The sequence below is a fragment of the uncultured Nevskia sp. genome (assembly GCF_903885465.1).
GTDB lineage: Bacteria > Pseudomonadota > Gammaproteobacteria > Nevskiales > Nevskiaceae > Nevskia.
This window is the reverse complement of the sequence record NZ_CAISIQ010000116.1, coordinates 1-11,659: the sequence shown is the minus strand read 5'-3', so window position 1 is coordinate 11,659 and position 11,659 is coordinate 1. Positions and strand designations below refer to the sequence as shown.

Genomic DNA, 11,659 nt, shown 5'->3' with positions numbered 1-11,659 from the left:
TTCGATGCTGATCAGATACTCAGCAGGAAGACGAACCGATTTCATGCCATTCGGAGCCACCTGTACCTGCACCGGCTTCGGTGCACCCTTCTTCACCGAGCTGGCTTCCATCGCCTTGAGCTCGGCTGCCGTCGGCATCCGCAGCGCGCCGGTTTGTGCATCACGCATCACCCGCAGCGACTCGGTCGCACCCCCCACATCGGTTTTCTGGATTGCTGCCTCACCAGCCATTGCGGCTGGCGCTGCCGCCATGCCGCAGACCCACGCCATCGTTACCAGAGACGTTTTCATCGAACTCCCTCCGATTCAATTGATACCCACTAGATTTGATATTGGTTCAGGTGCTTCGCTCGCGATTGCCGACGAGCGTCACTGCCTTGTTGTATTGCGATCCTTTCAGTTGGCCTTCGCACCGCATGATCCAAGCCATAAAACCAGGAATCCGGCACGAAAAACGCACAAAACTGCTACCTCCCAGTAATACACTGCGCAGGCTGACGGCAACAAGAGCGCATGAAGCCCTAATGCAGGTTTTCGAATCGATCAACAGCGCTTGCCAGCCGCCCATTCCATTGACCGTCGTCGCGAGCCAGCCCGGGTCGCGGTGTCCAGACTTCGATCCACATGCCTGACGTAAAGCTGAACGACGTAACCATCGCCTACCAGCAGATGGGTGAAGGTCCTGACCTGGTGTTCGTCCACGGACTCGCCGCCAGCCGCGCGTTCTGGTTCCTGCAGTACGCACTGCCGCTGTCGAAGCACTTCCGGATCACGCTGTTCGATCTCAGAGGCCACGGCTACAGCAGCATGCCGGCCAGTGGTTACGAAGCCGTCCTGGTCGCCGAAGACCTGGCCGGCCTGCTCGATCATCTCGGCATCGCGGCCTGCACCCTGATCGGTCACAGCTACGGCGGCGGCGTGGCGCTGGAATTCGCCGGCCTTTACCCGCAACGGGTCGACCGGCTGGTAGTGCTCGATACCAAGATCAATGCGCTGCAGCCAGCACAGCGGCTCAGCGACTCACCCCATCTGTCGCCGTTCGAGATCGAGGTATCGCGCACCTCCGGCCACGACTGGGAGCAGGAGCCGCAGGTCGGCCTGCTGTTTCTTGAAGTGCTGGCGCGCTGGAAGACCAGCGGCGGCGGCTCGGAAGCCAAGGATGTGTTTACGCCGTTCGGCGAAGGCCGCGGCGCGCAACGCACCGCCAAGCAATTCGTCGAGCTGCTCGACCAGACCACAGCGATGCAGGAAGTAGTGCTGCCCGGCATCGATGGTCCGGCGATTGCCGCTTTGCCGATGCCCTGTCTGTGGATCTACGGCGACTGGTCGCGCAGCATGCCGAGTTGCCGCGCGCTGCAGGCGCTGCGCCCGGCGGACGAGTTCCGCATCGTTCCCGAAGGCGGCCACTTCTTCCCGATCAGCAATGCCGCAAGAGTCATGGACTGGCTGCGGCCGTTTCTCTCGATCGAGGCTGAAACTCTGCCCGGCGTCAGCGGCTGATCAGCGCAGAAAACATGGAATCAGGCCCATTTTTTGCTGATACACCGCACAAATGAGCGAATAATCACAATCAATCTCATTTCGTCATCGAAATTTTTAGAGGAATAATCTTCTGCTTCCTTTGTCAGGAGGCATTCCATGTTCGATACGAAGCAGGTGTCCCGTCGTCGTTTCCTGTCGCTTGCTGTTGCCGCTGCTGCCGCACCGGCCGGGCTACTGATCAGCCAGCAATCTTTCGCGGCTGATTTGCCGGCGCTGTCGCCGGATGATCCAACGGCCAAGTCGCTCGGCTATGTCGCCGACTCATCCAAGCTGGATGCAAAAACCCAACCGGCGTTCAAGCCAGGCAGTGCCTGCGCGAAATGCGCGCTGTTCAGTGGTGCCGCGGGCGCGGCCAGTGGACCTTGCGGCATCTTCGCCGGCAAGGCCGTCTCGGCCAAGGGTTGGTGCCAGGCCTTTGCGGCCAAGCCAGCCTGAACAACGAATTCCGGGCCGCGTAATGCGGCCCGGGATTTCGCAGGGATTTCCAGCCAGTTCAACGGTAGCGGTAACGCTCCGCGAGGCTCAGCACTTCCGGCGCAAAACCGGCGACTTCGGGTCGCCATTCCAACGCTCCTTGCAGGCTGTCCGTTGATCGCAACCGGCGCACGAAGCCGGGATCCGCAAGAAAGCTTTCGTCGGCGCCATACAAGGCGCTGCTCGGCCCGAGGCCGGCAAAGGCGCTGAATTCCGGCCGCTGCATGGCGTTGATTTCGCTTTCCGCAGCAGACCAACCCAGCCATTGGCAAAGCTCGGCCAGCGTCGCATCCGGGCGGGCCAGCAGCGCCTCCACGTTCAGCAAGCGGTACTGCGCGTCCGGCAACCATTGGCCCACGTCGGCGATGTTGCTGTGTACACGCAGCCAGGCCAGTTGCGGGTCGACTGCGGGCGGCGCGACCGCGTAATCCTTGTAGTCCGGGGCCACGAACAAGCGGCCCTCCAGTGCGGTCGCCGTCTCGCGGCACCAGCGTCGGGGATGCTCGATCAGGTGCAGCAGGCGTACATCCGGCAACTCGTCGAGCAGACGATCGAGAAAATCCGGACGCCAGCCGAGCGCGGTATCGGCGCTGACCAAGGTCTTCGGCGCCAGACGCTGCACGAACTCGCTGAGCACCATCGAGCCCTGCCAATCGCTGCGTCGGGCCAGCCAGCGTTCGGCATCGGCGATCGCCGCGTCCTGCTGCGAACCGAAGTGGACGGCGGCGATTGCCCGACGCAATCCATGCGTGGTCGTGCCGTCGGACAGCGCGCTGATCTCGCCCAGCCCGCCGACCGTCTTGGCCATGAACAAGCTCAGTTCCGGCAGATCCTGGGACTGGCTGTGCTGACCCAGCATCGCCGCCAGCCGCGAGGCATGCGCGCCGGGCGGCGCAACGATCAACAGCGGACTTTCGATCATTTCAGCGAGCCGGCGTTTCTGTTGCCGGCTTCACCGCAGGCACGCCGAGAAACACTTCGCAGCCGCCGCGATTGTTGTCGATGTACTTCCACTCGCCGCCTTCCTGCACCGCCACTCGCGGCCCGAACGGATTGGCGGTGCCGACGAACAGACCATGCTCGGTCGAGGCGAAATTGCGCACGCCCCAGTTGAACTTGTTGCCGAAGCCGCTGCGGGTGACGCATTCCCAGCGCACGCCATCGTGGGTGCGCCACAGGCCGAAGCCGCCGTAGTTGCGGGTCAGGTGCTCCATGCCCCAGGTGTTCATCATCTTGACGACGTCGACCGGCCATTTCTGCGACGGCATGAACGGCAGCGAGTTCGCCCACGAGAAAGTGCCGGCATAGAGATACTCGCCGTGCGTGCACATGCGCCAGATGTAGCCGTTGAACAGATTGTCGAAGCCGGCCGTGTAGCCGGACAGCGACACCTTGGCGCCATCCGGCGTGACCCGCGACTGGCCGACCAGGATCTCCCAGCTGTCATCCGGCCAGACCCGGAGAATTTCCGCAGCGCCTGGTCCGATCTTGAACGCCCGGTGATAGCCACCGTTGACGATGCCGGTGCCGACGATCAGCGCGCCCTTGAACTCGCACAAGCTGACTACGAGCTCGTTGTACGGCCCGCGCCAGGCGCCGTGCTGCAGCACCTTCGTCCACTTGTACGGCGGGCCGCCGTCGCCGTTGGTCTTCCACAACTCGAAGCCGGTGTAGGGGTTGACCGTGCCGGCGTACAGATGGCCGTTGAACACGCCCATCTCGAACACCGTGAGGTTCTGCGGATTGCCGAAGCTCTCGGGATTCGAGGCCTTCCAGATACCGGTCGGCAGGTCATCGCTGCAGTAGATGATCGCTTCGGAACCGACGCATTCCTGCGCCTTGCCGCCGACGTTGGACCCGGTCGGCGTGGTGTGCACGCGGCCCTTGAACACCTGAAGCGTTCGGAACGAGCGCACCGAGGTATCCCAAGGCGGACGCTTGACGATGGTGAAGTTGACGCCGTCCTCGCTGCGCAGGATGTCCGGCGGCTCAGCCTGCACCGGCGCCCAGGTCGACACGTATAGACAAGGCTTGGCATCGCTCGGCCCCTGGAATACGGTCATGCCGCGCATGCCGACGTAGCGCGGCACGAGACGCTTGATCGTGCGGCCCGGCACTTCCGGCGCGCGGAACATCATTTCCCAGTGATCGATCTCTGGCGTGTAGCGCCAGATCTGCACGCGCCGGTCGATGTCGTAAACGTTGTCCGGGGACTCCACCGGCCAGGGGCTGATATCCGGCGGCGGATGCAGCAGCTTCATGCCCGGCATCGTCGCCCGAGTGGTGCCGACGTACAGGCGGCCCTCGAACCAGGCCATGCTGTGGGCGTAGGAATTCCAGCCATCGCCGAAGCCGCTTTCGCAGGTCAGGCGAAAGTCGGCTTCGTCTAGCCGGCCGTTTTCCGGCGCCGTGGGGCGGCGTCGAGCGGCGGGGTTCAAACCCCCGATAACGTCATTGGCCGGCAGGTTCATTACGGCAGCCAGGACCAGAATTCGACCGGGAAGAAGCGCAGCACCGGCCGCGTGAAGGCAACGATCAGCGGCACCCGTTCAGTCTCCACCTTGGCGTAGCCAGTCATCTCCGGCAGCAGCTTGCCGTCCGGATGATCGATGGCCATGACTACGCGCACCACCTTGCCGTAATCGTTCTTCTCGGCACTCGGGGCGATCTCGCGGATCACGCCGGGATAGCCGTTGTCCGGAAATGCCCAGGCCTTGGCCCAGGCCTTGGCGCCGATATTGATGGTGCCCACTTCGGTTTCCGGAAGGCGAATCTCGACCAGCAGTTGGGACGAATCCTCGACCGTCGCCAGCAGTTCGCCGCGCTCCAAGAAATCACCGACCGCGAAGCGCAACTGGTGGGACACCACGCGGCCCGCGATCGGCGCCTTGATCTGCGCGTTCTCGACCGCTTTCTGGTGCAGTTCGAGCAGGGCCTGCTCACGAGCGATCTCGGCGTCGATCGCCTGCGACTGCTCGGGGCGGGTCGGGCTGGAAACCACCGCCAGATGCTTGCGGGCTTCGAGCAAACGCTGCTTGTCGAGTTCGGAGATCGAACGCGCGCGCTGGTAGTCCTGATCGGAAACCGCACGCTTGGCGAAGGCTTTCTTCAAGCGCTCGCTCTCGGCGCCGCTGAACTCGATGCGCTTCTCGGCCGTCACCACTTCCTGGCGCGCCTGATCCACTTCTTCGGTCTTCGCACCCTTCTTGGCGATCGATAGATTGGCGCGCAAGCGGGCCAGCGACGCTTCGCTGGACGCGACCGCGGTACGTTCCTCGTCATCGGTGATTCGAGCGATGACCTGGCCGGCCTTGACCCTGTCGCCTTCCTTGACGAAGACCTCGCGGATATCGCCGGCGGTAAGTGCGCGAATGTCGGCGCGGGCGCTGGGCAGTACGGTGAACTGGCCGCTCGGCTCGTAGGTGTACGGGAACAGGGCGAAGACCACGAGCGCGGCGATGATCACCAGATCCAGCTTCTTCGGCGCGGCCAGATTCAGCTTGCCGGCGCCGATCGAGCCGCGGGTGATCTTGGTCCGGCGCGCACTGGTGAACACCGACCAGGCCATCAGCAGCACGACGATGACGACACCGACGCTGCCGAACGCGCCGGACAGCCAGCGGCCCGGGAACAGCACCACCCAGACCAGCATCCAGAACGTGAAGGCCGCACAGGCAAAGTAGTACCAGCGCATCACCGATGGCGACAGCCGCTTGGCCTCGTTCCATGGCCGCTCGTAGTTCATCACCGCGTACATCGCCTGCTCGCGCAGATCCGAGGCCTGGAACCACTGCACCAGCCAGTTGTAGCCGTCGCGCTTGACCAGCGGATTGAGCTGCAGCAGGAAGAACGCGCTGGTCAGCAGTGACATCGCGACCAGCAGCGACGGCAGGATCGAATGGTTGTGATGGAACACCAGCCACAGGCCGACGAACATCACGAACAACATCAGCTGCGCGACCAGCGGACTACCGACGATGCGCAGACGCTGCTCGCGCGGTGCGCTTTCCGCCGCGCCGCTGGTATCGGTATGGAAGCGCGGGATCAGCGCAGTGCCGAGCACGATGCCGAACGCCGGCATCGAACGGGTCTGGCTGCGGATCGCCGCTGCGCGGGCGATTTCCGACAGCAGGTTCAGCAGCAGCACGCCGCCGACGATGGTCAGCAGCAGCGGCCAGGGTTCGATCAGACGCGCGAGATCGACACTCATCTCGAAGCGCTTGTTCCACATCACGGCGATGGCGCCAGCGACCAGCGCGAGCAGCACCAGCAGGCCGACGACACCCGCGAGCATCGGCAGATTCAGCAGGCCACCGATCGGCAGCAGCGGGCCCGCCGGAAGACGGACGCGCGGTGGTGCGACGACGCCGCGGAACGCGCCCCAGAGGCCGGTCAGCGAACCCGGCAGGCCGGGGCCAGTCAAGGAGCCAGGCACCGTCGATGGCGCAGGCGTTTCCGAGCCCACGCCGGTCGGCTTCGGCCCGCTCGACCAGCCAGCGATCACCGCTTCGCCGTCGGTCAGTGCCGGCACCGGCAGCGGCTCCTGGCTGCCGGCGGCAAGCAGGTCGCCGATCGCCAGTTCGTTGCAGAAGCGTTCCAGCTCGTCAGCGCTGAGCTCGGCGCTCAACGTTTCAGCTGCAGCCTTGCGCACCGTGGCGGCATCGCGCGCGCCATCCATCAGGCGCGCCAGTTCGAACTCCGCCGGCTCCAGCCGGATCGGCCGGCCGTGACGGGCGCCGGTCAGCGCGTAGTAAAGGCCATCGGCGGACTTGGCAGCCGAGCCGAAAATGAATTTGCGAAACGAATGACGAGGGCTTTCCATCAGGAACTCTGAGCAAGCGAAACGGAATACGGATGGACCAAAGCGGCGTTACTGCAGCGTGCTGTTGACGGCCAGCAGATCGGCATGACTCAAGCTGCCGGCTGCCGCGCGCAGGCGCAAGGTATTGGTGATGGCGTCGTAACGGGCGGAGGCGAAATCACGCTCGGCCTTGTAGCGGCTGCGCAGCGCCAGCAGCAGGTCGCCATTGGTCTTGGTGCCGACTTCGTAACCGACCCGCGTCGCTTCTTCCGAAGCCCGGGTCGATTCGATGGCGCGCTTCAGCGCCTGCACGCGGGCGATGCCGGCGCTGCAGTTCAGAAACGCGATCTGCACCTTGCGCGAAGCATCGTTGCGCTTGGCGGCTTCATCGGCCTGAGCGCGAGTCAGCCCCGCCTGCGCGGCACGAATCCCGGAGTTGACCGCGCCGCCGGTGTAGATCGGCACCCGCAGCTGGATGCCGACGCGCTCGTCGGTCGCCCGGTTGCCTTCGGCACCAATGCCGTTGGAGATGCCCCCCTGCGCGTAATCGTAGGTGTAGGCCGCCAGCGCATTGAGCTTCGGCCAGCGCAGCCCGTAGGCCTTGTCGACGTTCTTCCTGGCCAGTTCGACGGCCAGCTGGCTAGCCTTGACCTGCAGGTTCTGGGTGGTGGCTCGCTCGATCCAGACGCCGATCTGGTTCGGTTCCGGGGGGCCGGGCACGTAGGTCTCGGCCAGGATCTTGAGTACGCCGACGTCGCCGCCGGTCAGCAGCGACAGCTGGGCACGCGACACCGACACGGCGTTGCGTGCCGCGATCAGGCCGGCGTCGGCCAGATCGAGCTGCGCCTGCGCCGTCTTCAGCTCGGCATCGGCCACCAGGCCGATGGCAGCCTTGTCGCGGGTCTGCGCCAGCACTGCTTCGATCGCAGACTTCTCCGAAGTGGCGAAGCGCAGTTCGTCGTCAGCGGCAAGTGCGGCGAAATAGGCGTCAACGACGCCGATGCGAAGCTGATCCTGGGCGTCGTAGGTGAGGATGCCGGCGCGGCTCACTTCGAGTGCGGCGGTATCCAGCGACAGATACAGACCACGGTCGAACAGCACCTGAGTCAGGCCGACCTGATAGCCAACGCTGTTGAACGAGTCTTCGCGATTGACGTCGGTACCGTTCGGAAGCTGCGGGGTTGCCCCGACGAAGAAGCGGCCGCTGAGCGATTGATTCACCACCGAAGCATCGCCGTTGACGCCGATCTGCGGCAGCAGCTTGGCCAGAGCCTGCGGCTTCGCTTCCAGCGCCTGCTGATAACCGGCGACCACCGACTGATATTCAGGATTGCCGTCGAGCGCCTTGGTGTAGACCAGCATCAAGTCATCAGCTTGCGCTGAAGCCATTACCGCGCACAGCCAAACTGATCCGCTCAGCAGCGGACGCAACAGATTCTTCATGAGCTCCCAGTCCTCGACCCCGTTGAACGGGGCTTCAATATTTTTGAATTATCACCTATGGATGCGGCCCGATGCGTGACGACGCTGCGATGTTTCGAAAACCTTTCCATTCAAAGCTGAGGCCAGTAAGCAGGAATCGCGCCGGATAGCGGCAAAATTCAAAAATCGACCAGAAGACCGTACAGCTTTTCGACTCAGCAAGCCGACTCCGGCCGCACCGCCAGATAACGAATTTCGGTCACCCGACCGTCCCCGTCCAGCCTCAGCTCGATGCCGCGCTCCGGGTAGACACGCGACGCCACCCTGCCCTGATCCGGCCGCGGCGCACGCGCCTCGCGGCAGGCGGTCTGATCGGACAGAAGAGCGGATTCGCTTTCCTGCCGCGCAGTTCCGGACAAGGCTTCCGCCTGCTCGACATCCTGCAGCGTTAACGCTGGCGTCAGCTCAAGAATCACCGTGTCGACCCGTTGCCGCTGCGGGTCCAGCTCAGCACGCAGGCTGCCGCGTGGATCGATGCCCGGGCCATACACGAGCTGCGGCTCTGCCACTGGCTTCGCAGGGGTCATCGCATCGGCCGCCAGTCTGGCATTGCCCGATGGAGCAGACGTGACAGCCGGATGGCCGATCCGGCGCTGCCACTCCGCCACCGTCACATTGCCGAGCTGCAGACCGCGATAGCGGGCGGGCCGCCAAGCAACATCGTCAGCCTTCGCCTCTGACTCAGCCATCAGCGGAGCGGCCGCCTTCGCAGCGCTGCGCGCGCGGAGAGCCTGCTGGGAGGCTTCTGGCTTGAGGGCTTCGGGTGGTGGCGGCGATCCGGCAACTGCGGCATCGGGCATCACGCGGGAAGGCTTCGCCGACGGCAGGGATTTCTTCCTGGCTTCAGCCTGCTCGGGCAATGGCGCCGCTGCTGCGTGTGGAGGCGCCATCATCGCCGCCTCAGGGGCCGGCGGCGGCGGCGTTTCCACCGTCACGGCCATCGCCTCGCTGGCCACCGGCAAGGCTGGCTCTCGCGGTACTTCGCGGAGCACCGCGATGCCGATCACCATCGACGCCGCGAGGCTCAGCGGCAGACGCCAGCGACGCAGTCGGGCCGGTTTCGCTTTCGCAGCCGGCACGGACGATTGCGCAGCTCTCAGCACTGCCGCATCGAGCGCTTCCGGCGCCTTGATCTCGGCTGCGTCCTGGCGATAAAGCCGCGACAGCTCGCTGCGCCCAGCCAGGAAATCTTCCAATTCGCGATCATCGTCCGGCATGACGGGTGGCTTCGGTTCAGACATCGGCGAGCGCCTCCCGCAGTTTGGCCAGCGCGTAGCGCAGTCTGCTTTTGATCGTTTCGCGGCCGACGCCGCTGGCATCGGCAATCTCGTCCAGGCTCATGCCACTTTCCTCGTGCAGCAGGAAGGCATCGCGCTGTTCCCGCGGCAAGGTGGCCAGCGCCTTGCGCAGACGCGCACCGCGCTCGCCGGCCAGTTGTTGTTCTTCGGGCCGCTCCTGCAGCGGCGCCCATAACGCTGGCGGAATGCTGGTGCCGCCATCTTCGTCACTCTCATCGGGCAATGGTTCGTGGCCCTGCGGCGCGCTGCGCCAGGTGTCGATCAGGCGGTTATGGGCGATGCGATACAGCCAGGTTGCGAAGCGGGCGCGTGGCTGCCAATCCGCCCGCGCCCGCACCACGCCGATCCAGACTTCCTGAAACAGCTCGCCGGCCAGTTCGGGCCGCGAACAGCCGCGCAGCAGATAGCGGTAGACACCGTCACGATGACGCCGATACAGCGGCTCGAACGCGCTGGCATCGCCGTCGCGGTAGCGCTGCATCAGCTGTTCATCGCTCGGCGTTGCGGCCAGCGGCTCGCGGACATTCAGTCAGTCGTCTCCCCGTTCGGACGATTGGCGGCAGTGGTCGATTTCAGGCTGGCAGCCAGCTTCACCAGTTCGACGAATTCTGCACTGCGGCCGCTGGCCTGATCGGCTTGCCCCGCGATCGCCGATCTGGCCAGCGCCGCGGCATCACGCAACTCGTAGCGATCGACATATTCGCCGCCACGCAGGATCTGCCCGTACGCGGCAACCGCCGCCGCGAGCTTGAACGACGGCGAGGTCTTCAGCGCCGTGACCGCGTCTTCCGGACGAATCACCCGTTCGATCAGCCGACTGCTGGCGTTGATGCCCTCGTCCGGCTGCTTGTAGCGCAGGCGCAGGAAGGCGAGCTCGCCGGTCTTGCTCGTAACCTGCTTGCGCTGTTCGGTGCCATAGCGAAGGCCGTCGATCTTCTCGCCGCCGCTACCGACACGGGCAATTTCGTACAGCGCCGTCACCCGATGACCAGCGCCGATGTCGCCGGCATCGATCGCATCGTTGTTGAAATCCTCGCGCTTGAGCAGGCGATTCTCGTAGCCGATCAGTCGGTACTCGGCGACCAGCGCCGGGTTGAACTCGATCTGGATCTTGACGTCGCGAGCGATCGTTTCCAGTGCCGATGCGCGCTCGTCGACGAACACCCGGCGCGCTTCGGTCAGGCTGTCGATGTACTGGTAGTGACCATTGCCAACATCGGCGATCTGCTCCATCAACTGATCGTTGTAGTTGCCAGTGCCGAAGCCGAGCGTCGATAGCGCCACGCCCGATTTCCGCTGTTCCTCGACCATCTGCTTCAGCTGCCGGACATCGCTGATGCCGACATTGAAATCGCCATCGGTGGCCAGCAGCACGCGGTTGTTGCCGTCCGGCATGTAAGCCTGCTTCGCCATCTGGTAGGCGAGCTGGATGCCACTGGCGCCATTGGTCGAGCCGCCGGCTTCAAGGCGATCGAGCGCAGCGATGATCTTCGCGGTCTGATCGCCCGGCGTCGGTTCCAGCACCACTTCGGTACGGCCGGCGTAAACGACCAGGCTGATGCGATCGCGCGCCGTCAGCTCGTTGGCCAGCAGCTTCAGGCTGGACTTGACCAGCGGCAGCTTGTCCTTGTCGTGCATCGAGCCGGAGACGTCGACCAGGAACACCAGGTTCGATGGCCGCGTCTCGCTGGCCGCTGGTTTCCATCCTTGGATGCCGATCGCCAGCAGTTCGGTGTTCGAATTCCAGGGCGTGGGCCCCAGTTCGGTGTGCAGCGTGAACGGCGTCGAACGATCCTTCGGACCGGCGTAGGCGTAGTCGAAATAATTGATCAACTCCTCGACCCGCACCGCATCAGCCGGCGGCAGGCGGCCTTCATTGAGCAGGCGGCGCACGTTCGAGTACGAACCGGTATCGACATCGACGCTGAACGTCGACACCGGAGTCTCCACTGCGCGGAACACCGGGTTGGCGGTCAGCGCGGCGTATTGCTCGCGATCCTCGGCGGGCTGTGGCTGGTACAGCGGCGCACCGGGTGCGACCAGCGTCTGCATCGGCGCAGAT

10 protein-coding genes are annotated in these 11,659 nt (G+C 64.5%); 2 read left to right on the top strand and 8 right to left on the bottom strand.

Annotated elements, in window-relative coordinates:
* On the bottom strand, nucleotides 1–291 hold a 291-nt coding region (locus tag QZY06_RS04320; RefSeq protein ID WP_295680652.1), incomplete at its 3' end, for a hypothetical protein.
* A 333-nt stretch (nucleotides 292–624) separates the two neighbouring features.
* On the opposite strand from QZY06_RS04320, the gene QZY06_RS04315 reads away from it, so the two are divergent.
* Together QZY06_RS04315 and QZY06_RS04310 are read left to right on the top strand one after the other, a co-directional pair.
* Nucleotides 625–1,500 (top strand): alpha/beta hydrolase, encoded by an 876-nt coding sequence (locus QZY06_RS04315; RefSeq protein WP_295680649.1) that lies wholly within the window; start codon nucleotides 625–627, stop codon nucleotides 1,498–1,500.
* A 138-nt stretch (nucleotides 1,501–1,638) separates the two neighbouring features.
* Nucleotides 1,639–1,977, top strand: coding sequence for a high-potential iron-sulfur protein (locus QZY06_RS04310; RefSeq protein WP_022975545.1), 339 nt, complete (start codon nucleotides 1,639–1,641; stop codon nucleotides 1,975–1,977).
* A 58-nt stretch (nucleotides 1,978–2,035) separates the two neighbouring features.
* Here the strand turns inward: QZY06_RS04310 and QZY06_RS04305 are convergent, their stop codons facing one another.
* The 7 genes from QZY06_RS04305 to QZY06_RS04275 form a co-directional block, all read right to left on the bottom strand.
* The gene (locus tag QZY06_RS04305; protein WP_295680644.1) at nucleotides 2,036–2,938 is read right to left on the bottom strand and encodes a sulfotransferase; all 903 of its coding nucleotides are present in this window, start codon (nucleotides 2,936–2,938) and stop codon (nucleotides 2,036–2,038) included.
* Nucleotide 2,939: 1 nt separating this feature from the next.
* On the bottom strand, nucleotides 2,940–4,487 hold the full coding sequence (locus QZY06_RS04300) for a hypothetical protein (protein WP_295680641.1): 1,548 nt from the start codon (nucleotides 4,485–4,487) through the stop codon (nucleotides 2,940–2,942).
* Nucleotides 4,487–6,838, bottom strand: coding sequence for an HlyD family efflux transporter periplasmic adaptor subunit (locus tag QZY06_RS04295; RefSeq protein WP_295680639.1), 2,352 nt, complete (start codon nucleotides 6,836–6,838; stop codon nucleotides 4,487–4,489). Before QZY06_RS04295 ends, QZY06_RS04300 begins: the two co-directional genes overlap by 1 nt.
* 48 nt (nucleotides 6,839–6,886) lie before the next feature.
* Nucleotides 6,887–8,206, bottom strand: a complete 1,320-nt coding sequence (locus tag QZY06_RS04290; RefSeq protein WP_295680636.1) for a TolC family outer membrane protein — start codon at nucleotides 8,204–8,206, stop codon at nucleotides 6,887–6,889.
* 248 nt (nucleotides 8,207–8,454) lie between these two features.
* Nucleotides 8,455–9,540 carry a hypothetical protein gene (locus QZY06_RS04285; protein ID WP_295680632.1) on the bottom strand — a complete coding sequence of 362 codons (1,086 nt, stop codon included), beginning with the start codon at nucleotides 9,538–9,540 and terminating at the stop codon, nucleotides 8,455–8,457.
* Nucleotides 9,533–10,078, bottom strand: a complete 546-nt coding sequence (locus tag QZY06_RS04280; protein ID WP_295680630.1) for an RNA polymerase sigma factor — start codon at nucleotides 10,076–10,078, stop codon at nucleotides 9,533–9,535. Before QZY06_RS04280 ends, QZY06_RS04285 begins: the two co-directional genes overlap by 8 nt.
* 44 nt (nucleotides 10,079–10,122) lie before the next feature.
* Nucleotides 10,123–11,659: VWA domain-containing protein (locus QZY06_RS04275; RefSeq protein WP_295680628.1), on the bottom strand; the 1,537-nt coding region annotated here is incomplete at its 5' end.

What these genes read in the sequence shown, in the direction of transcription:
- QZY06_RS04315 (WP_295680649.1), top strand. Translation starts at nt 625, where the DNA reads ATGCCTGACGTAAAGCTGAACGACGTAACCATCGCCTACCAGCAGATG.
- QZY06_RS04310 (WP_022975545.1), top strand. Translation starts at nt 1,639, where the DNA reads ATGTTCGATACGAAGCAGGTGTCCCGTCGTCGTTTCCTGTCGCTTGCT.
- QZY06_RS04305 (WP_295680644.1), bottom strand. Translation starts at nt 2,938, where the DNA reads ATGATCGAAAGTCCGCTGTTGATCGTTGCGCCGCCCGGCGCGCATGCC.
- QZY06_RS04300 (WP_295680641.1), bottom strand. Translation starts at nt 4,487, where the DNA reads ATGAACCTGCCGGCCAATGACGTTATCGGGGGTTTGAACCCCGCCGCT.
- QZY06_RS04295 (WP_295680639.1), bottom strand. Translation starts at nt 6,838, where the DNA reads ATGGAAAGCCCTCGTCATTCGTTTCGCAAATTCATTTTCGGCTCGGCT.
- QZY06_RS04290 (WP_295680636.1), bottom strand. Translation starts at nt 8,206, where the DNA reads ATGGCTTCAGCGCAAGCTGATGACTTGATGCTGGTCTACACCAAGGCG.
- QZY06_RS04285 (WP_295680632.1), bottom strand. Translation starts at nt 9,540, where the DNA reads ATGTCTGAACCGAAGCCACCCGTCATGCCGGACGATGATCGCGAATTG.
- QZY06_RS04280 (WP_295680630.1), bottom strand. Translation starts at nt 10,078, where the DNA reads ATGCAGCGCTACCGCGACGGCGATGCCAGCGCGTTCGAGCCGCTGTAT.